The 19,116-nt window shown below is 68.1% G+C and carries 18 protein-coding genes; 13 read left to right on the plus strand and 5 right to left on the minus strand.

Annotation, left to right across the window (positions count from 1 at the left end; translation table 11 throughout):
- Nucleotides 1-20: 20 nt before the first annotated feature.
- From JYG32_RS11105 to JYG32_RS11115, 3 genes are read right to left on the minus strand one after another with little or no spacing between them, the layout of a single operon-like run.
- Nucleotides 21-1,475, minus strand: coding sequence for an NAD(P)(+) transhydrogenase (Re/Si-specific) subunit beta (locus JYG32_RS11105; protein WP_174384029.1), 1,455 nt, complete (start codon nucleotides 1,473-1,475; stop codon nucleotides 21-23).
- Nucleotides 1,472-1,798 carry an NAD(P) transhydrogenase subunit alpha gene (locus JYG32_RS11110; RefSeq protein ID WP_174384030.1) on the minus strand — a complete coding sequence of 109 codons (327 nt, stop codon included), beginning with the start codon at nucleotides 1,796-1,798 and terminating at the stop codon, nucleotides 1,472-1,474. The genes JYG32_RS11105 and JYG32_RS11110 overlap by 4 nt, the downstream gene beginning before the upstream one ends.
- Before the next feature lie 11 nt (nucleotides 1,799-1,809).
- A complete protein-coding gene (locus JYG32_RS11115; protein WP_213263580.1) occupies nucleotides 1,810-2,949 on the minus strand; it encodes a Re/Si-specific NAD(P)(+) transhydrogenase subunit alpha in 1,140 nt (379 codons plus the stop codon).
- Nucleotides 2,950-3,228: 279 nt separating this feature from the next.
- On the opposite strand from JYG32_RS11115, the gene JYG32_RS11120 reads away from it, so the two are divergent.
- The 3 genes from JYG32_RS11120 to JYG32_RS11130 all read left to right on the plus strand — a co-directional run bounded on the left by JYG32_RS11120 (nucleotide 3,229) and on the right by JYG32_RS11130 (nucleotide 6,953).
- Nucleotides 3,229-3,738 carry an NUDIX hydrolase gene (locus JYG32_RS11120; protein WP_213263581.1) on the plus strand — a complete coding sequence of 170 codons (510 nt, stop codon included), beginning with the start codon at nucleotides 3,229-3,231 and terminating at the stop codon, nucleotides 3,736-3,738.
- The gene (gene mnmA / locus JYG32_RS11125) at nucleotides 3,735-4,883 is read left to right on the plus strand and encodes a tRNA 2-thiouridine(34) synthase MnmA (RefSeq protein ID WP_213263582.1); all 1,149 of its coding nucleotides are present in this window, start codon (nucleotides 3,735-3,737) and stop codon (nucleotides 4,881-4,883) included. The genes JYG32_RS11120 and mnmA overlap by 4 nt, the downstream gene beginning before the upstream one ends.
- A 450-nt stretch (nucleotides 4,884-5,333) precedes the next feature.
- Nucleotides 5,334-6,953 (plus strand): FMN-binding glutamate synthase family protein, encoded by a 1,620-nt coding sequence (locus JYG32_RS11130; RefSeq protein ID WP_213263583.1) that lies wholly within the window; start codon nucleotides 5,334-5,336, stop codon nucleotides 6,951-6,953.
- 105 nt (nucleotides 6,954-7,058) lie between these two features.
- On the opposite strand, the gene JYG32_RS11135 is transcribed toward JYG32_RS11130, so the two are convergent.
- Nucleotides 7,059-7,673: a glutathione S-transferase family protein gene (locus tag JYG32_RS11135; RefSeq protein WP_213263584.1), complete on the minus strand. Its 615-nt coding sequence runs from the start codon at nucleotides 7,671-7,673 to the stop codon at nucleotides 7,059-7,061.
- Between the two features lie 181 nt (nucleotides 7,674-7,854).
- Here JYG32_RS11135 and JYG32_RS11140 point away from each other — a divergent pair, with 181 nt between their 5' ends.
- The 10 genes from JYG32_RS11140 (at nucleotide 7,855) to JYG32_RS11185 (ending at nucleotide 18,374) form a co-directional block, all read left to right on the plus strand.
- Nucleotides 7,855-9,240, plus strand: coding sequence for an aminopeptidase P N-terminal domain-containing protein (locus JYG32_RS11140; RefSeq protein ID WP_213263585.1), 1,386 nt, complete (start codon nucleotides 7,855-7,857; stop codon nucleotides 9,238-9,240).
- A gap of 40 nt (nucleotides 9,241-9,280) precedes the next feature.
- On the plus strand, nucleotides 9,281-10,468 hold the full coding sequence (locus JYG32_RS11145) for a UbiH/UbiF/VisC/COQ6 family ubiquinone biosynthesis hydroxylase (protein WP_213263586.1): 1,188 nt from the start codon (nucleotides 9,281-9,283) through the stop codon (nucleotides 10,466-10,468).
- Between the two features lie 137 nt (nucleotides 10,469-10,605).
- Nucleotides 10,606-11,673, plus strand: coding sequence for a tRNA dihydrouridine synthase DusB (dusB, locus tag JYG32_RS11150; protein ID WP_096472471.1), 1,068 nt, complete (start codon nucleotides 10,606-10,608; stop codon nucleotides 11,671-11,673).
- Nucleotides 11,670-11,903: a Fis family transcriptional regulator gene (locus tag JYG32_RS11155; RefSeq protein WP_017333386.1), complete on the plus strand. Its 234-nt coding sequence runs from the start codon at nucleotides 11,670-11,672 to the stop codon at nucleotides 11,901-11,903. The genes dusB and JYG32_RS11155 overlap by 4 nt, the downstream gene beginning before the upstream one ends.
- A 44-nt stretch (nucleotides 11,904-11,947) precedes the next feature.
- Nucleotides 11,948-13,513 carry a bifunctional phosphoribosylaminoimidazolecarboxamide formyltransferase/IMP cyclohydrolase gene (gene purH, locus JYG32_RS11160; protein WP_213263587.1) on the plus strand — a complete coding sequence of 522 codons (1,566 nt, stop codon included), beginning with the start codon at nucleotides 11,948-11,950 and terminating at the stop codon, nucleotides 13,511-13,513.
- Between the two features lie 151 nt (nucleotides 13,514-13,664).
- Nucleotides 13,665-14,207: a crossover junction endodeoxyribonuclease RuvC gene (gene ruvC, locus JYG32_RS11165; protein ID WP_034182746.1), complete on the plus strand. Its 543-nt coding sequence runs from the start codon at nucleotides 13,665-13,667 to the stop codon at nucleotides 14,205-14,207.
- Nucleotides 14,208-14,361: 154 nt separating this feature from the next.
- Nucleotides 14,362-14,943 carry a Holliday junction branch migration protein RuvA gene (gene ruvA / locus JYG32_RS11170; protein ID WP_174383315.1) on the plus strand — a complete coding sequence of 194 codons (582 nt, stop codon included), beginning with the start codon at nucleotides 14,362-14,364 and terminating at the stop codon, nucleotides 14,941-14,943.
- 108 nt (nucleotides 14,944-15,051) lie between these two features.
- Complete coding sequence (ruvB, locus tag JYG32_RS11175; RefSeq protein WP_174383316.1) at nucleotides 15,052-16,122, plus strand: Holliday junction branch migration DNA helicase RuvB; 1,071 nt, start codon at nucleotides 15,052-15,054, stop codon at nucleotides 16,120-16,122.
- A gap of 24 nt (nucleotides 16,123-16,146) precedes the next feature.
- A complete protein-coding gene (locus JYG32_RS11180; protein WP_174383317.1) occupies nucleotides 16,147-17,100 on the plus strand; it encodes an oxygenase MpaB family protein in 954 nt (317 codons plus the stop codon).
- Nucleotides 17,101-17,243: 143 nt separating this feature from the next.
- Nucleotides 17,244-18,374, plus strand: a complete 1,131-nt coding sequence (locus tag JYG32_RS11185) for a ParB/Srx family N-terminal domain-containing protein (protein WP_433960825.1) — start codon at nucleotides 17,244-17,246, stop codon at nucleotides 18,372-18,374.
- A 54-nt stretch (nucleotides 18,375-18,428) separates the two neighbouring features.
- Here JYG32_RS11185 and JYG32_RS11190 read toward each other — a convergent pair whose 3' ends face one another.
- Nucleotides 18,429-19,094 (minus strand): histidine phosphatase family protein, encoded by a 666-nt coding sequence (locus tag JYG32_RS11190; protein ID WP_213263589.1) that lies wholly within the window; start codon nucleotides 19,092-19,094, stop codon nucleotides 18,429-18,431.
- Between the last annotated feature and the right edge of the window lie 22 nt (nucleotides 19,095-19,116).

Raw genomic sequence — 19,116 nt, forward strand, 5'->3', positions numbered from 1 at the left:
GCGCGTTGCCGGTGCGTGCGTTAATCGACGGCCTTCACCATGTCCTCGATGACCTTCTTCGCATCGCCGAAGACCATCATCGTCTTGTCCATGTAGAACAGGTCGTTGTCGAGGCCCGCGTAGCCGGCCGCCATCGAACGCTTGTTGACGATCACCGTGCGCGCCTTGTACGCCTCGATGATCGGCATCCCCGCGATCGGCGATTTCGGATCGTTCTTCGCGGCCGGGTTCACCACGTCGTTCGCGCCGAGCACGAGCACGACGTCGGCCTGGCCCAACTCGCCGTTGATGTCCTCCATCTCGAACACGATGTCGTACGGCACTTCCGCTTCCGCGAGCAGCACGTTCATGTGCCCCGGCATCCGCCCGGCAACCGGGTGGATCGCATAGCGCACGTCGACGCCCTTCTCGATCAGCTTGTCGGTCAGCTCCTTCAGCGCGTGCTGCGCGCGGGCGACGGCCAGCCCGTAGCCCGGCACGATCACGATCGATTCCGCGTTGCCGAGCATGAACGACGCATCCTCGGCCGAGCCCGACTTCACCGGCCGCTGCTCCTGCGCACCCGCCGCGCCGCCGGCCGCCGCCTCGCCGCCGAAGCCGCCGAGGATCACGTTGAAGAACGAGCGGTTCATCGCGTGGCACATGATGTACGACAGGATCGCGCCCGACGAGCCGACCAGCGAGCCTGCGATGATCAGCATCGCGTTGTTCAGCGAGAAGCCGATGCCGGCCGCGGCCCACCCCGAGTACGAGTTCAGCATCGACACGACCACCGGCATGTCGGCGCCGCCGATCGGGATGATGATCAGCACGCCGAGCACGAACGCGATCGCCGTCATGATGATGAACGGCAGCCACGCCTGCGTGATGACGAACAGGATGCCGAAGCCGAGCATCGCGATCGCGAGCATCAGGTTGATCAGGTGCTGGCCCGCGTACACGACCGGCGCGCCCTGGAACAACCGGAACTTGTACTTGCCCGACAGCTTGCCGAACGCGATCACCGAACCGGAGAACGTGATCGCGCCGACGAACGTGCCGATGAACAACTCGACGCGGTTGCCGTACGGGATGAAGTTCGACGCGACGGCGTCCTGCGGCACGAGCCCGAACGCTTCCGGCTCCGACACCACCGCATACGCGATGCACACGGCCGCGAGACCGATCAGCGAGTGCATCGCCGCGACGAGTTCCGGCATCTTCGTCATCTCGACGCGCGCGGCGACGAAGGCACCGACGCCGCCGCCGACGATCAGCGCGCCGAGCACCAGCGCGATGCCGAGCGGCAGGTTCGCGCCGAGCCAGGCCGCCTGCTTGACGATCAGCGCGACCGTCGTGAGGATCGCGATGGCCATCCCGACCATCCCGAACAGGTTGCCGCGGCGCGCGCTCTTCGGGTTCGACAGCCCCTTCAGCGCCTGGATGAAGCACACCGATGCGACGAGGTACAGCAGCGTGACGACGTTCATGCTCATCGCGCACCCTCCTTGCCGCCCTCGACACGCTTGGGCTCCTTCTTGCGGAACATCTCGAGCATTCGCCTCGTCACGAGAAAGCCGCCGAACACGTTGACGGCCGCGAGCGCGACCGCGAGCGTGCCGAAGAACTTGCCGGTCAAGCCGACGGTGAGCGCTGCCGCGAGCATCGCGCCGACGATCACGATCGCCGAGATCGCGTTGGTCACGGCCATCAGCGGCGTATGCAGCGCCGGCGTGACGTTCCAGACGACGTGGTAGCCGACGTACACCGCCAGCACGAAGATGATCACGTTGATCACCGTGTGATTGATGACTTCCATGGTCTCCTCCGTTATTTGCGCGTGAGCTCGCCGTCGCGGCACAACAGCGTCGCGGCGACGATGTCGTCGGTCAGGTCGATGTTCAGCGTGCCGTCCTTCGCGACGATCAGCTTCATGAAGTCGAGCAGGTTGCGCGCGTACAGCGCCGACGCGTCCGACGCGACCATCGACGCGAGGTTCGTGTAGCCGGCAATCGTCACGCCGTTGTGCACGATCACCTGGTCGGCGACCGTCAACGGGCAGTTGCCGCTCTTCCTGCCGTCGAATTCCGGGCCGCGGCCGGCCGCGAGATCGACCAGCACCGAACCCGGCTTCATCGACTGTGCGGTTTCGACCGAGATCAGCGTCGGCGCCGGGCGTCCGGGGATCAGCGCGGTGGTGATCACGATGTCGGCCTGCTTCGCACGCTCGTGCACGAGCGCGGCCTGGCGGCCGAGCCACGACGGCGGCATCGGGCGCGCATAACCGCCGACACCCTGCGCGGCCTCGCGCTCGTCGTCGGTTTCGAACGGGACGTCGAGGAATTTCGCGCCGAGCGACTCGATCTGCTCCTTCACGGCCGGCCGCACGTCGGAGGCCTCGATCACGGCGCCCAGCCGCTTCGCGGTCGCGATCGCCTGCAGCCCCGCGACGCCCGCGCCGAGAATCAGCACGCGCGCGGCCTTCACGGTGCCCGCGGCCGTCATCAGCATCGGAAAGAAGCGCGGATACAGCGCCGCGGCGACCAGCACGGCCTTGTAGCCCGCGATGTTTGCCTGCGACGACAGCACGTCGAGACTCTGCGCGCGCGTCGTGCGCGGCGCGGCTTCGAGCGCGAAGCCCGTCACGCCGGCCGCGGCGAGTTTCGCCGCCTGCTCGCCGTTGAACGGATCGAGCATGCCGACCAGCACGGAGCCGCGCTTGAGCAATGGCAGTTCGGTGTCGATGGGTGCCTGGACCTTCAGCACCAGGTCGGCGTCAAAAGCGGCCGACTGGTCGGTCAATTCGGCACCGGCGGCCGCATAGGCTTCGTCGGGATAACTGGCTGCGATGCCGGCCCCTTTCGCGATACTGACGCGATGGCCGGCAGCCGCGTATTTCTTCACGGTTTCCGGCGTCGCAGCCACACGCGCCTCGTTCGCCCGCGTTTCAGCAGGCACTCCAATATGCATCGTCAGTTCCTCCAGTCATTGTCAGTATTTCTTTTCTTGCAATTCTTACTGCACAACGAGCCGGACAGGCTGACTTACCGGCTCACGGGCAACGGCGTTCACGCTGCACTTTAACCGAAAGCGATGGTCGCGCCAGCACATTCCGCACGATCGTGCGCGAATGCGACATTAGCCCGGCCTGCGCTGCCGCGCATCGGCGGGACGGACGATCTGCGAGGGTCGGATTCGTCTAATCAGACGCCGGGCAGCGTTCGGGCGCAACCGGTAAAATGCCGAACCATGAAACCCGAAATCTGGACCCCGCATGTGACGGTCGCGGCGCTCGTCGAGCACGCCGGCCGCTTTCTCGTGATCGAGGAAGAAACCTCGACGGGCCTGCGCATCAATCAGCCGGCCGGTCATCTCGAAGCCGGCGAAACGCTGGCCGACGCCGTGATCCGCGAGACGCTCGAGGAAACCGCGCACCCGTTCACGCCCGACGCGCTCGTCGGCGTCTATCTCGCGCACTACGACCGCCCCGGCACCGCCGGCGCGACCTACCTGCGCTTCACGTTCTGCGGCACGGCCGGCGAGCCGGTCGCGGGCCACGTGCTCGACGACGGCATCATTCGCACACTGTGGATGACGGCCGACGAACTGCGCGCCTGCAGCGAACGCCACCGCTCGCCCGCGGTGATGCGCTGCGTCGACGACTATCTCGCCGGGCGGCGCATTCCGCTCGATTTCGTGCACACGCATTCGGTCGCGCCGCGCCCAGAAGCATTCGAACGTCAGGCGGTCAACAAATGAGCAAGCGCCGGGTAGTGGTGGGCATGTCGGGCGGCGTCGATTCGTCGGTGACCGCGTGGCTGCTGAAGGAACAGGGCTACGACGTGGTCGGCCTGTTCATGAAGAACTGGGAAGACGACGACGACGGCGAATACTGCTCGACGCGCCAGGACTGGATCGACGTCGTGTCGGTGGCCGACCTGATCGGCATCGACGTGGAAGCCGTCAACTTCGCAGCAGAATACAAGGACCGCGTGTTCGCCGAGTTCCTGCGCGAATACTCGGCCGGCCGCACGCCGAACCCCGACGTGCTGTGCAACGCCGAGATCAAGTTCAAGGCGTTCCTCGATCACGCGATGTCGCTCGACGCGGAAATGATCGCGACCGGCCACTATGCGCGCGTGCGCGAGCGAGACGGGCGTTTCGAACTGCTGAAGGCTTTCGATCATACGAAAGACCAGTCGTACTTCCTGCACCGGCTGAACCAGGCGCAACTGTCGAAGACGATGTTCCCGCTCGGCGAGATGCCGAAGACCAAGGTGCGCGAGATCGCCGCGCAGATCGGGCTGCCGAACGCGAAGAAGAAGGATTCGACCGGCATCTGCTTCATCGGCGAACGGCCGTTCCGCGATTTCCTGAACCGCTACCTGCCGACGAAACCCGGCCCGATGAAGACGCCCGACGGCAAGGTCGTCGGCGAGCACATCGGCCTCGCGTTCTACACGTTCGGCCAGCGCAAGGGCATCGGCCTCGGCGGCAGCAAGAGCGGCAGCGGCGAACCGTGGTTCGTCGCCGCGAAGGACATCGCGTCGAACACGCTGTACGTCGTGCAGGGCCACGATCATCCGTGGCTGCTGTCGCGGCAGCTCGTCGCCGGCAACGTGAGCTGGGTCGCCGGCGAGCCGCCGGCCGAAGGCTTCGCGTGCGGCGCGAAGACGCGCTACCGGCAGGCCGATGCCGCGTGCGCATTCGGCGCAGCCACGCCCGGCCCGGAACGCGAAGCCCGCTTCTCGCTCGCGTTCGACGACGCGCAGTGGGCCGTCACGCCGGGCCAGTCGGCCGTGCTGTACGACGGCGAGATCTGTCTCGGCGGCGGCATCATCGAAAGCGCGGCGACCGGCGACTGGCAGGTGCTCGACGCGACCGCGCTCGCGGACGCACGCTGACGCGCCACCGGCGCCGCGCGGGCGGCGCCGACCGACAGCGGCCGCACCCGCGGCCGCCCGCCTTTTCAACGCATGCGCTGCACGGCCGCATCGTAGCGCTCGCGCGCCGCGTCGAGCTCGGGGAAATACCGCTCGGCCGAGCGCGCGAGCGCCACGAGCGTCTCCACCGGCGATCCCGCACCGGCGTCAGCCGGTATTCGACATGCGTGCGCCGCGCCCGTGTACGGCCCGTTCATCCGCCACACCTTCGCCGGACACTGGGCGCCGGCTCGGCAACGCGCGCTTCACGGGACCCGTAGTAGACTCTCGACCATCGTGGGCGCCGGCGGCGGCCAGGCACGGCACGGGCTCCACGCCCGCCGGCCCGGCGCGACGTCGCGTGCGCCGACCTCCGGCCGCCGCACGACCGCTCGCGCGCGGCGGCCACCGAATAATTACGACGGAGTCCCCATGTTTTCCCGACGCTATCTCGCGATGTGGTGCGCGGTCCTGCTGTTCGTGGCCGTCGCGGCACTCGCCGCGCGGCACGCGATCGCGTGGCTGTGGATCCTGATCCCCGCCGCCCTCGTCGCGCTCGGCCTGTACGACCTGAAGCAGGACCGTCACGCGATCCTGCGCAACTACCCGCTCTGGGGCCACTTCCGCTTCCTGTTCGAGTTCATCCGCCCCGAAATCCGCCAGTACTTCGTCGAGGACGATACCGACGAGAAACCGTTCTCGCGCGCGCAGCGCAGCCTCGTCTACCAGCGCGCGAAGAACGTCGCCGACAATCGCCCGTACGGCACCGAGTTGAACGTGAAGGCCGTCGCGCACGAATGGATCAGCCACTCGCTCGCGCCGACGAAGCTGCCGAACCACGATTTCCGCATCCGCGTCGGTGCGAATCGCGCGCAACCGTATGACATTTCGATCTTCAACATCTCGGCGATGAGCTTCGGCTCGCTGTCCGCGAACGCGATCCGCTCGCTGAACCTCGGCGCGAAGAAAGGCGGTTTCGCGCACGACACCGGCGAAGGCTCGCTGTCGAAGTACCACCGCGAGAACGGCGGCGACATCATCTGGGAAATCGCGTCGGGCTACTTCGGCTGTCGCAACGACGACGGCACGTTCAACCCCGACAAGTTCGCGAAACAGGCCGCCGATCCGCAGGTCAGGATGATCGAGATCAAGCTGTCGCAGGGCGCGAAGCCCGGCCACGGCGGCGTGCTGCCGGCCGCGAAGATCACGCCGGAGATCGCCGAGACGCGCGGCGTGCCGATGGGCAAGGACTGCATCTCGCCCGCGACGCACTCGGAATTCTCGACGCCGCGCGGGCTGCTCGAATTCGTCGAGCGGCTGCGCACGCTGTCGGGCGGCAAGCCGACCGGCTTCAAGCTGTGCGTCGGCCATCCGTGGGAATTCTTCGGGATCGCGAAGGCGATGGTCGAGACGGGCATCGTGCCGGACTTCATCGTCGTCGACGGCGCGGAAGGCGGCACGGGCGCGGCGCCGCTCGAATTCACCGACCACGTCGGCGTGCCGCTGCAGGAAGGGCTGCTGCTCGTGCACAACACGCTCGTCGGGATCGGCGTACGCGATCGCGTGAAGCTCGGCGCGAGCGGCAAGATCATCACCGCGTTCGACGTCGCGCGCACGCTCGCGATCGGCGCGGACTGGGTGAACTCGGCGCGCGGCTTCATGTTCGCGGTCGGCTGCATCCAGGCGCAGACGTGCCATACGGGCCGCTGCCCGACCGGCGTCGCGACGCAGGACCCGGTGCGCCAGCGCGCGCTCGTCGTACCCGACAAGGCCGACCGCGTGTACAACTTCCACCGCAATACGCTGCACGCGCTGCAGGAACTCGTGCAGGCGGCCGGCCTCGCGCACCCGTCCGAGCTGCGCGCGCATCACATCGTGCAGCGCATCGCGCCGCACGAGGTCCGGCTGATGTCGCAGTTGCTGAAGTACCTGAAGCCCGGCGCGCTGCTCGACGGCCAGACCTGCGGCTTCACGCTGTACGACAAGTGGTGGCCGATCGCGCGCAGCGATTCGTTCACGCTCGGCGAGGCCGTCTACGCGTCGATCGAGTGACGCTCGCGACCGCCCCGCTGCGGGGTGGCCCGGCAAAAAGACAAGCGCCCCGCGGGGCGCTTGTCTTTCGTCTGCCGAATGCCTGACTGCGTGGCCGGCAGCGGCTCAGTTCTGCGGCAGCGTGTCGGCGAACGACTGCCGCTGCAGCAGCTTCACGAAGTGCTTGTCGAGGTTCGGATGGCGATCGCGCCAGTTGAGCTCGGGCATCCGGAAGTCGAGATAGCCGAGCGCGCAGCCGAGTGCGATATCGGCGAGCGAGTAATGATTACCGACGCACCACGTCTTGCCGCCGAGACCCTGCGACATCGCGACGAGACCGTCGTCGATCTTGCGCTGCTGGCGCGCGATCCAGCTCGCGCTGCGCTGCGCCTCGTCGCGCATCGTGTGTTCGACGCGAATCGCGACCGCCGCGTCGAGCACGCCGTCGCCCAGGGCTTCCCAGCAGCGCACTTCGACGCGCTCGCGGCCCGACGGCGGAATCAGCTTGCCGACCGGCGACAGCGTATCGACGTATTCGCAGATCACGCGGGAATCGAACACCGCGGCACCATCTTCCATCACGAGGCACGGGACCTTGCCGAGCGGATTCGATGCATGAATATCCGTCTCCGGCGCCCACACGTTCTCGAGCTCTAGCTTGTAGTCGATCTTCTTTTCAGCGAGCACGATCCGCGCCTTTCGGACGTACGGGCTGCTGAGCGAACCGATTAATTTCATCATCTGCCTTTTATGGGAACCGCCGAGAGTATACGTTGTCGCCGATCATAACCGGCCAGCGGCGCGCGGTAGAAAATCGCCCGGCCGGCCTGTGGATGGTTTGCAACAGCCGCCGCGCGGGCCTTCCGGCGCGGCTTCCCGCCCCACTCTCACGCGCGGCGTCCCGCGGCGCTACAATCGCACGATGAATGCGCCCCTCGATCCCGCCATCGCCGTCGACGTCTACCGCCAACGCCGTGAACGCGTGCTTGCCGCACTGCGCGCCGCGGGCGGCGGCGTCGCCATCGTCCCCACCGCGCCGGAACTGCTGCGCAACCGCGATACGGCCTACCCGTACCGGCACGACAGCTACTTCCATTACCTGACGGGCTTCACCGAGCCGGATGCCGTGCTCGTGCTGAACGCTGCCGCGCCGCACGGCGCGCCGGAGTCGATCCTGTTCTGCCGCGGCAAGAATGCCGACCGCGAGATCTGGGAAGGCTTCCACTACGGGCCCGAAGCCGCGCGCGACGCGTTCGGCTTCGACGCGGCGTTCGCGGTCGACGTGATCGACACCGAAATGCCGCGCCTGCTCGCCGACGCGGGCACCGTGCACTACCGGTTCGGCGCATCGGCCGACTTCGACCGACAGCTCGCGGGCTGGATCGACGCGGTGCGCGCGCTGGCGCGCACGGGCGTCGCCGCGCCGGACGCGCTGCTCGACCTCACGCCGCTCGTCGACGACATGCGACTCGTGAAGGACGAACACGAACTCGCGATCATGATGCGCGCCGCGCACATCTCCGCGCTCGCGCACCGCCGCGCGATGCAGGTGTGCCGCCCCGGCATCCGCGAATATGAACTCGAGGCCGAGCTGCTGTATACGTTCCGCAAGCACGGCGCGCAGGCGCCCGCGTACGGCTCGATCGTCGCGGCCGGCGCAAACGCGTGCGTGCTGCACTACCCGGCCGGCAACGCGGCCGCGCGGGACGGCGACCTGATCCTGATCGACGCCGCGTGCGAACTCGACGGCTACGCGTCGGACATCACACGGACGTTCCCGGCCAACGGGCGCTTCTCGCCCGCGCAGCGCACGCTGTACGACATCGTGCTCGCCGCGCAGCAGGCCGCGATCGATGCGACGCGCGCGGACGTGCCGTTCGAGGCGCCGCACGATGCGGCCGTGCGCGTGCTCGCGCAGGGGCTGCTCGACACCGGCATCATCCCGAAAGCGCGCTTCTCGAACGTCGACGACGTGATCGCCGAGCGCGCATACACACGCTTCTACATGCACCGCACGGGCCACTGGATCGGCATGGACGTGCATGACTGCGGCGACTACCGCGAGCGGCTCGCCGAGCGCGACGGCAACGGCGCGCTGCCGTGGCGCACGCTGAAACCCGGCATGACGCTGACGGTCGAGCCCGGCCTGTATGTGCGCGCAGCCGACGACGTGCCGCCCGAGTACTGGAACATCGGCATCCGCATCGAGGACGACGCGATCGTGCGCGAGCAGGGCTGCGAGCTGATCACGCGCGGCGTGCCCGTCGCGGCCGACGAAATCGAAGCGCTGATGCGCGCGGGCGCATGACCGGCCGCCGCCGACCGTTACCTCCGTTTCACGAATCAAGATGACGACCGCTTCCTCCCCGGCCACGCCGGACTACGACCTCGCCATCGTCGGCGCGGGCCCCGTCGGGCTCGCGCTCGCCGGCTGGCTCGCGCGCCGCAGCGCAACGCAGCACGCGTCGATCGCGCTGATCGATGCGCGCGAACCGGTCGCGAGCGCGAACGACCCGCGCGCGATCGCCGTCTCGCACGGCAGCCGCGTGCTGCTCGACACGCTCGCGTGGCCCGCCGACGCGACGCCGATCGAACATATCCACGTATCGCAACGCGGTCATTTCGGCCGTACGCTGATCGACCGCGACGAACACGACCTCGCCGCGCTCGGCTATGTCGTGCGCTATGGCTCGCTCGTGCAGGCGCTCGCGGGCGCCGTGCGCGGCATGCGCGTCGACTGGCTCACGTCGACTACCGCGCGCGCGCCGCAGCAGGACGCCGACGGCGTCACGCTGACGCTCGACGGCCCGCAGGGCGAGCGCACGCTGCGCGCGCGCATCGTCATCAATGCCGAAGGCGGGCTGTTCCACGAACAGCAGGCCGACGCCGGCAAGCATCGCCGCGACTACGGGCAGACCGCGCTCGTCGGCACGGTCACGGTATCGGCGCCGCGCCCGAACGTCGCGTGGGAACGCTTCACGCACGAAGGCCCGCTCGCGCTGCTGCCGCTCGGCGGGCCGCGCCAGGCCGACTACGCGCTCGTCTGGTGCTGCACGCCCGACGAAGCGGCACGCCGCGCCGCGCTGCCCGACGACACGTTCCTGCGCGAGCTCGGCAGCGCGTTCGGCGAACGCATGGGCCAGTTCGTCGCGATCGCGGGCCGCGCGTCGTTCCCGCTCGGGCTGAACGCCGCGCAGACGCTGGTCAGCGGCCGCGTCGCGATCGTCGGCAATGCCGCGCAAACCCTGCACCCCGTCGCGGGCCAGGGGCTCAACCTCGGGCTGCGCGATGCGCATACGCTCGTCGACACGCTGTCCGCGCAGGGCTTGGAAGCAACCGCACTCGCGACCTTCAACGCGCGCCGCGCGCTCGACCGGCGCTTCACGATCGGCGCGACCGACACGCTGGCGCGGCTGTTTACGATCGACTCGGGCCCGCTCCCGCTGCTGCGCGGCGCCGCGCTCACCGCGCTCGAATTCGTGCCGCCGCTCAAGAAGGCGATCGCGCGCCAGATGATGTTCGGCCAGCGCAACTGACGCGCGGGCGCACCGCGCGGTGCGCCCAGCCGGACCACACAAACCGGGTCAAATCGGCGGGGCATGGGAATACGGTAAAATACGCGTTTCCCTCCGCCCTTTTCATGCCCGCGCCGGTCGCGGGCGGTGCCATTGCGATGCCCGTTATCGGCTCTCACGTATTGCGTAACAACCTGTTCGTCGCCCCGATGGCCGGGGTGACGGATCGTCCGTTCCGCCAGCTCTGCAAGCGGCTGGGGGCCGGTTACGCCGTGTCCGAGATGGTCGCGTCCAATGCGCAGCTCTGGAAAAGCGCGAAGACGATGCGGCGCGCGAACCACGAAGGCGAAGTGGAGCCGATCGCGGTGCAGATCGCCGGCGCCGATCCGGCGATGATGGCCGAAGCGGCCCGCTACAACGTCGACAACGGCGCGCAGATCATCGACATCAACATGGGCTGCCCGGCGAAGAAGGTCTGCAACGTCGCGGCCGGCTCCGCGCTGCTGCAGAACGAGCCGCTCGTACAGCGGATCGTCGAGGCCGTCGTCGCGGCGGTCGGCACGGGGCCCGATGCGGTGCCCGTCACGCTGAAGATCCGCACCGGCTGGGACCGCGAGCACAAGAACGCGATCACGGTCGCGCGCCTGGCCGAAGCCGCCGGCATCTCGATGCTCACCGTGCACGGCCGCACACGCGCCGACCTGTATCGCGGCGACGCCGAATACGACACCATCGCGGCCGTGAAGGCGGCCGTGCGGATTCCGGTCGTCGCGAACGGCGACATCACGTCGCCCGCAAAGGCGAAGGCCGTGCTCGATGCAACGGGCGCCGACGCGCTGATGATCGGTCGTGCCGCGCAAGGCCGGCCGTGGCTGTTCCGTGAAATCGATCATTTCCTGCAAACCGGCGAGCTGCTGCCTCCGCCGTTGATCGACGAGATCCAGCAGGTGATGAACGAACACCTGGAAGACCACTACGCTTTCTATGGTGAATTCACGGGAGTCCGTACTGCGCGCAAGCACATCGGCTGGTACACTCGCGGCCTTTCCGGTGCCAACGGGTTCCGGCACAGGATGAACACGCTCGATTCCTCCCGCGAGCAGCTCGCCGCCGTCAATGCCTTCTTCGAGGCGCAAAAGGCGCTGTCGGACCATCTCGTCTACGTCGATGACGAAGAGGAAAACGGCCAGGGCGAGTCGGACGACCATAACCAGTTAGCAGCATGAGCAAGCACAACATCGAACAATGTGTCCGCGAGAGCCTGGACGTGTATTTCCGGGATCTAGACGGCTCCAATCCGCACGACGTCTATGAAATGGTGATGTCCTGCGTCGAAAAGCCGATGCTCGAGGTCGTGCTCGACCAGGCAGGCGGCAACCAGTCGCTCGCCGCGGAGTACCTCGGCATCAACCGCAACACGCTGCGCAAGAAGCTGCAGCAGCACGGCCTGCTGTAGTCGGCCGTCCCGTCCCCGTTTCCCTGGCTATTGGTGGTTCCATCATGATCAAGCAAGCGCTCATTTCCGTTTCCGACAAGACCGGCATCGTCGACTTCGCGAAGTCGCTGTCCGACCTCGGCGTCAAGCTGCTGTCGACGGGCGGCACCGCGAAACTGCTCGCCGACGCGGGCCTGCCCGTTACCGAAGTGGCCGACTACACGGGCTTTCCGGAAATGCTCGATGGGCGCGTGAAGACGCTCCACCCGAAGGTGCACGGCGGCATCCTCGCCCGCCGCGACCTGCCCGAGCACATGCAGGCGCTGGAACAGCACGGCATCCCGACGATCGACCTGCTCGTCGTGAACCTGTATCCGTTCGTCGCGACGATCGCGAAGGACGACTGTACGCTCGCCGACGCGATCGAGAACATCGACATCGGCGGCCCGACGATGCTGCGCTCGGCCGCGAAGAACCACCGCGACGTGACGGTCGTCGTCGATCCGGCCGACTACGCGGTCGTGCTCGATGAAATGAAGGCGAACGACAACACGGTCGGCTACCCGACCAACTTCCGCCTCGCGACGAAGGTGTTCGCGCACACCGCGCAATACGACGGCGCGATCACGAACTACCTGACGAGCCTGACCGACGAGCTGAAGCACGCATCGCGCAGCGCGTACCCGGCGACGCTGAACATGGCGTTCGACAAGGTGCAGGACCTGCGCTACGGCGAGAACCCGCACCAAAGCGCGGCGTTCTACCGCGACATCGCGACGCCGGCCGGCGCGCTCGCGAACTACCGCCAGCTGCAGGGCAAGGAACTGTCGTACAACAACATCGCGGATTCGGACGCGGCGTGGGAATGCGTGAAGACGTTCGACGCGCCGGCCTGCGTGATCATCAAGCATGCGAACCCGTGCGGCGTCGCGATCGGCAACGACTCGGCCGACGCTTACGCGAAGGCGTTCCAGACCGATCCGACCTCCGCGTTCGGCGGCATCATCGCGTTCAACCGCGAAGTCGACGAAGCGGCCGCGCAGGCTGTCGCGAAGCAGTTCGTCGAAGTGCTGATCGCACCGTCGTTCTCCGACGCCGCGAAGCAGGTGTTCGCCGCGAAGCAGAACGTGCGCCTGCTCGAAATCGCGCTCGGCGACGGCCATAACGCATTCGACCTGAAGCGCGTGGGCGGCGGCCTGCTCGTGCAATCGCTCGATTCGAAGAACGTGCAGCCGCACGAGCTGCGCGTCGTCACGAAGCGCCACCCGACGCCGAAGGAAATGGACGACCTGCTGTTCGCCTGGCGCGTCGCGAAGTACGTGAAGTCGAACGCGATCGTGTTCTGCGGCAACGGCATGACGCTCGGCGTCGGCGCAGGCCAGATGAGCCGCGTCGATTCCGCGCGCATCGCGAGCATCAAGGCGCAGAACGCGGGCCTGGCGCTGGCCGGCTCGGCCGTCGCGTCGGATGCGTTCTTCCCGTTCCGCGACGGCCTCGACGTTGTCGTGGCGGCCGGCGCGACCTGCGTGATCCAGCCGGGCGGCTCGATGCGCGACGACGAAGTGATCGCGGCAGCCGACGAGCACAACATCGCGATGATCCTGACGGGCGTGCGTCACTTCCGTCACTGATCGCACGCGGCCTGCACGGTCGCAGCACGACAACCCGGCGGCGCTGCACCCGCCGGGTTTTTTATTGCGCAGCGCCGTCGCGCACCACCGTGCGACCGGCTCGCCGCACCATTCGTTGTAGTATCGCTGCATCACGCATTTCTCCTCACTCATGCGAATTCTCGGCATCGACCCCGGCCTGCGCGTCACCGGCTTCGGCGTCATCGACGTCAGCGGCCACCGGCTCGCCTATGTCACGAGCGGCGTGATCCGCACGCCGACGGCCGACCTGGCCACCCGGCTCGGCACGATCTTCCAGGGCGTGTCGACGATCGTGCGCGAACATGCGCCCGACCAGGCCGCGATCGAAAAGGTGTTCGTCAACGTGAACCCGCAGTCGACGCTGCTGCTCGGCCAGGCACGCGGCGCCGCGATCTGCGGCCTCGTCGCGGGCGGCCTGCCGGTCGCCGAATACACGGCGCTGCAGCTCAAGCAGGCCGTCGTCGGCTACGGCCGCGCGACCAAGACGCAGATGCAGGAAATGGTCACGCGGCTGCTCAACCTCTCCGGCCAACCGGGTTCCGACGCGGCCGACGCACTCGGCATGGCGATCTGCCATGCGCACGGCGGCAACACGCTCAGCACGCTCGGCGGCCTCGCGCCGGCGCTCGCGAAAAAAGGGCTGCGCGTGCGGCGCGGGCGACTGGTCGGCTGACGCAGGCGCGCCCTCGCCCGGCACACCGGACCGACCGTTTTGCCCGCGCGCGGCGCACACGCGACACGCGTCGCTTCGGCCTGATGGCCAAGCCCATCGGTATTGCGCCGCGCGTGCGCTACACTCGCGCTTTCTTCCTCGCATCCCGCCATCCATGATCGGTCGCATCGCCGGCATCCTGCTCGAAAAGAACCCGCCTCATCTGCTCGTCGACTGCAACGGCGTCGGCTACGAAATCGACGTGCCGATGAGCACCTTCTACAACCTGCCGCAAACAGGCGAGCGCGTCGTGCTGCTCACGCAGCAGATCGTCCGCGAGGACGCGCACCTGCTGTACGGCTTCCTGACGCAGCAGGAACGCACGACCTTCCGCGAGCTGCTGAAGATCACCGGCATCGGCGCACGCATGGCGCTCGCCGTGCTGTCCGGCATGAGCGTGCAGGAGCTCGCGCAGGCCGTGACGATGCAGGACGCCGCGCGCCTCACGCGCCTGCCCGGCATCGGCAAGAAGACGGCCGAGCGCCTGCTGCTCGAGCTGAAGGGCAAGCTCGGCGCCGACCTCGGCGCGCTCGCCGGCGCCGCGTCGCCGTCCGACCACGCGACCGACATCCTCAACGCGCTGCTCGCGCTCGGCTACTCCGAAAAGGAAGGCCTCGCCGCGATCAAGAACGTGCCGGCCGGCACCGGCGTGTCCGAAGGCATCAAGCTCGCGCTGAAGTCGCTGTCGAAGGCGTAACGCGCGGCCAGACCGGCCATTGAAGCCAGTGTCGCGCGGCCGCGCGGCGCTCGCCAGTCGGCCGTTCGGTCAGGTGGGCCGGATAGCGGCGCGCGGTACAATGGCCGCATGATCGAAACCGACAAACTCGCCACCGAGCAGCGGATCATCGCCGCCACGCCCACCTCGTCGCACGAGGAGGTGTTCGAACGCGCGCTGCGGCCGCGCCAGCTCGACGACTACGTCGGCCAGGAAAAGGTGCGCGGCCAGCTCGAGATCTTCATCGAAGCCGCCAAGCGCCGCTCCGAGCCGCTCGACCACGTGCTGCTGTTCGGGCCGCCGGGTCTCGGCAAGACGACGCTCGCGCACATCATCGCGCGCGAGATGGGCGTGAACCTGCGCCAGACGTCGGGCCCCGTGCTCGAGCGCGCGGGCGATCTCGCCGCGCTGCTGACGAACCTCGAGGCGAACGACGTGCTGTTCATCGACGAGATCCACCGGCTGTCGCCGGTCGTCGAGGAAATCCTGTATCCGGCGCTCGAGGATTACCAGATCGACATCATGATCGGCGAAGGTCCGGCCGCGCGCAGCGTGAAGCTCGACCTGCAGCCGTTCACGCTGGTCGGCGCGACCACCCGCGCGGGGATGCTGACCAACCCGCTGCGCGACCGTTTCGGGATCGTCTCGCGCCTCGAGTTCTACGACGCCGATCAACTGTCGCGCATCGTGCGGCGCTCGGCGTCGCTGCTGAACGCGCAGATCGATCCGAACGGCGCACTGGAAATCGCGAAGCGCTCGCGCGGCACGCCGCGGATCGCGAACCGGCTGCTGCGCCGCGTGCGCGACTTCGCGGAAGTGAAGGCCGACGGCCAGATTACCGCGGCGGTGGCCGATGGCGCGCTCGCGATGCTCGACGTCGATCCGGTCGGCTTCGACCTGATGGACCGCAAGCTGCTCGAAGCGATCCTGTACAAGTTCGACGGCGGCCCGGTCGGCATCGACAACCTCGCAGCGGCGATCGGCGAGGAGCGCGACACGATCGAGGACGTGCTCGAACCGTACCTGATCCAGCAGGGCTTCCTGCAGCGCACGCCGCGCGGGCGCGTCGCGACACTGCTCACGTACCGCCACTTCGGGCTCTCCGCGCCTGACGCCGGCAGCACCGAACGCGGCATGTGGGATACCCCCGCCGGGAAGTAACCGGCCGCCCGAGCCACGCCAGCCATGACGACGCCCCCTAGCCGCCTCCCCGCCTCACCCGCACCGGGCCCGCGCTGGGCGGAACCGATCCGCAAGCGGCTCGTGGCCGGCATCACGCACCTGACGGCGAACGGCGGCGGCCCGACGCTCGATCTCTCGTCGCCGCCCGGCGATCCGGGGCTGTTCGGCCCCGACGCCGTCTGCTGGCGCGTGCATGCCGACTTCACGTCGATGATGACCGGCGGCATCGCCGCGCTGCTGCTGCAGGCGCTCCATCCGCTCGCGCTCGCGGGCGTCTGGGATCATTCGTCGTTTCGCACCGACATCCTCGGCCGCTTGCGGCGCACCGCCACGTTCATCACCGGCACGACGTTCGGCAGTCGCGCGGACGCGCTCGCGCTGATCGAGCGCGTGAAAACGATCCACGCCCGCATCTCGGGTACCGCGCCCGACGGTCGGCCGTACCGCGCCGACGATCCGGCGTTGCTGACCTGGGTGCATGTCGCGGAAGTGTCGAGTTTCCTCGCCGCGCATCTGTGCTACGTGAATCCGGCGCTGTCGGGCGAATTGCAGGACCGCTATTACGCCGAAACGGCCTTGGTCGCCGAACTGCTCGGCGCACACGAGGTGCCGCGTTCGCGCGCCGAGATAGCCGCGTATCTCGCGCGCATGCAGCCCGAACTCGAGGCCGGGCCGCACACCTTCGACGTGATGGCCATCCTGCTGAATGTCCCGGTCGCGAAGCCCGCGCTGCGGCCGGCCGCGTCGCTGATGATGCATGCCGGGATCGACCTGCTGCCGCCGTGGGCGCAGCGCATGCTCGGCGTGTCGACGTTCGCGCCGTTGCGACGCGCGGTGGTCCGGCCCGGCGTACGGGCCGTCGCCCCCGTGCTGCGCTGGGCGCTCGTCAACGGCGCGTCGAAGCGCGCACGCCGTCGCGCGACCGCGCCGCCGCCCGACGGCGCCCCGCCTGCCTGACGATCAGCTTCCTCGGATCATTTCAATTTACTGTCAAATACCTGTGACAAGCTGACGGGCTTGTACCCGCGCACGGTCGCACGTGCTGCACGCCCCGTCCTTCCGTGACCCGCGCGGTGTCCCGCCCACCCGACCGACACCCGATGCCCGCGATGCCACGCCTGCCGATCCGTTTCGCCCTTGCCGCCAGCCTGTCCGCCGTCCTCGCCCTGTCCGCCTGCGGAGGCGACGATGTCGCCGCGGTCGCGCGCACGGATGCGCAAACGCCGTCCGGCGGCACCACGACGACGCCCACGCCGGCCGCCACCGTCACGCCGCAACCGGGCAAATGGAAGAGCGCCCGCACGGGCGACCTGATCGACGTGACGCTCGGCGATCTCCATCCGACGCAGGGCGCGATCGGCTACGACCAGATCTACTACAAGCTCGGCCGCTACGAACTGCAGCCCGACAAGAAATTCGACGACTTCTGCGCGGACGAAGGCCTCGGCGGCGTCGCGTCGAACGGCTATACGGCCCGTTCGGCGCTGCGCGAGCCGGCGAGCTACGCGTGCACGACGGCCGACGCGAACGCCCGCGACCGCTCGGTGCTGAACCCCGTCGTGATCGGCCCGAACGGCGATGCGCTGTACCTGACCGACGGCCACCACGGCCTGTCGACCTACTACGAGACGCCCGACGGCGGCCCGGCGCTGCACGTGCACGTCGTCGTCAAGGACAACCTCAGCGACTACTCGGGCGACGCGTTCTGGCAGCAGATGCAAAGCCGCGGCTATGTGCGCCTCAAGAACGGCGAAGGCAAACCGATCACGACCGCACAACTGCCGACCGGGCTCGGCCTGAAACTCGGGATGACGAACGACCGCTACCGGTCGCTCGTCTATTTCACGCGCGACATCGGCTACAGCAAGCCCGCACAGGCCACCGACTACCTCGAGTTCTACTGGGCCGACTGGCTGCGCGCACAGCCGGACACGTTCTCGCTCGCCGGCTACGACCCGACGCGCGCCGGCGCGACCGACCCCGATCCGGCAAAAGCCGACACGGGCTACCTGAACGCGGTCTGGAATGCGTCGACGCGCATGGTCGCGGCTACGGACCCCGTGATCGACGGCAAGACCGGCGCCGACCTCGGGCGCGCCGATGCGATCAACGGCGGAAAGAAATACAACAAGGGGGAATTCGACAAGCTGCGCCAGCCGATCACGGCCGACAAGCCCGGCAAGATCGCCTACGCGCTCGACTACAAGACGCGCCACGGGCTGCCGCAGTAAGGATCATGCACGAAGGGAAACCCCGGCCGGCCATGCCGGACGGGGTCTGCAAGCCTAGAGTACCTTGCGATACCCGTCATCGTCGTCGCTCGCGGCGTCCAGATGCGACACGTCGGCCCACTGCACGACCTGTGCGCGGCCATCCACGTAATCGACGACGTTGATGCTGGTGTTGAGCAACTGATAGTTGCGCGGCGCCGACAGATCGAGACCGTTCGCAAAACGGTACACGCAGTCGAGCACGCCGCCGTGCGCGACGCACGCGATCCGGCCGCCCGAATGCGCGGCGACGATCGGCTCGAGCGCATGCAGCACGCGGTGATAGAACGCGCGCTGCGACTCGCCGCCTTCCGGCGAGAAGCCCGGATCGCGCGTCTGCCAGGCCGCGTACGCGTCCGGAAACAGCGCCTCGATCTCGGTGCTGTCGTGCCCCTGGAACGCGCCGTACGAGCGTTCGCGCAACCCGTCCCGCAACTGCAGCGGCAGCCCGAGCGCATCGGCAAAGGGTTGCGCGGTCTGCTGCGCGCGCATCAGGTCGCTCGAATAGACCGCGTCCATCCGTGCGCCATCGCGCGCCTCTCTCGCGAGCCGCGCGGCCAGCCGCTGCGCCTGCGCGAGACCCGTGTCGGCCAGCGGGATGTCGATATGGCCCTGGATGCGCTTGATGCGGTTCCAGGCCGTCTCGCCATGGCGAATGAAAAGAATCTGCGTGGTGGCCATCGCGGGACGTCTCCGGGGAAGC

Source organism: Burkholderia pyrrocinia (assembly GCF_018417535.1).
GTDB lineage: Bacteria > Pseudomonadota > Gammaproteobacteria > Burkholderiales > Burkholderiaceae > Burkholderia > Burkholderia pyrrocinia_E.

Coding starts and splice junctions, on each gene's coding strand:
- JYG32_RS11190 (WP_213263589.1), bottom strand. CDS start 19,094: ATGGCCACCACGCAGATTCTTTTCATTCGCCATGGCGAGACGGCCTGG.
- ruvC (WP_034182746.1), top strand. CDS start 13,665: ATGCGAATTCTCGGCATCGACCCCGGCCTGCGCGTCACCGGCTTCGGC.
- ruvA (WP_174383315.1), top strand. CDS start 14,362: ATGATCGGTCGCATCGCCGGCATCCTGCTCGAAAAGAACCCGCCTCAT.
- JYG32_RS11140 (WP_213263585.1), top strand. CDS start 7,855: ATGAATGCGCCCCTCGATCCCGCCATCGCCGTCGACGTCTACCGCCAA.
- dusB (WP_096472471.1), top strand. CDS start 10,606: ATGCCCGTTATCGGCTCTCACGTATTGCGTAACAACCTGTTCGTCGCC.
- JYG32_RS11130 (WP_213263583.1), top strand. CDS start 5,334: ATGTTTTCCCGACGCTATCTCGCGATGTGGTGCGCGGTCCTGCTGTTC.
- JYG32_RS11105 (WP_174384029.1), bottom strand. CDS start 1,475: ATGAGCATGAACGTCGTCACGCTGCTGTACCTCGTCGCATCGGTGTGC.
- JYG32_RS11135 (WP_213263584.1), bottom strand. CDS start 7,673: ATGATGAAATTAATCGGTTCGCTCAGCAGCCCGTACGTCCGAAAGGCG.
- JYG32_RS11115 (WP_213263580.1), bottom strand. CDS start 2,949: ATGCATATTGGAGTGCCTGCTGAAACGCGGGCGAACGAGGCGCGTGTG.
- JYG32_RS11120 (WP_213263581.1), top strand. CDS start 3,229: ATGAAACCCGAAATCTGGACCCCGCATGTGACGGTCGCGGCGCTCGTC.
- JYG32_RS11180 (WP_174383317.1), top strand. CDS start 16,147: ATGACGACGCCCCCTAGCCGCCTCCCCGCCTCACCCGCACCGGGCCCG.
- JYG32_RS11155 (WP_017333386.1), top strand. CDS start 11,670: ATGAGCAAGCACAACATCGAACAATGTGTCCGCGAGAGCCTGGACGTG.
- mnmA (WP_213263582.1), top strand. CDS start 3,735: ATGAGCAAGCGCCGGGTAGTGGTGGGCATGTCGGGCGGCGTCGATTCG.
- purH (WP_213263587.1), top strand. CDS start 11,948: ATGATCAAGCAAGCGCTCATTTCCGTTTCCGACAAGACCGGCATCGTC.
- JYG32_RS11110 (WP_174384030.1), bottom strand. CDS start 1,798: ATGGAAGTCATCAATCACACGGTGATCAACGTGATCATCTTCGTGCTG.
- JYG32_RS11145 (WP_213263586.1), top strand. CDS start 9,281: ATGACGACCGCTTCCTCCCCGGCCACGCCGGACTACGACCTCGCCATC.
- ruvB (WP_174383316.1), top strand. CDS start 15,052: ATGATCGAAACCGACAAACTCGCCACCGAGCAGCGGATCATCGCCGCC.
- JYG32_RS11185 (WP_433960825.1), top strand. CDS start 17,244: ATGCCCGCGATGCCACGCCTGCCGATCCGTTTCGCCCTTGCCGCCAGC.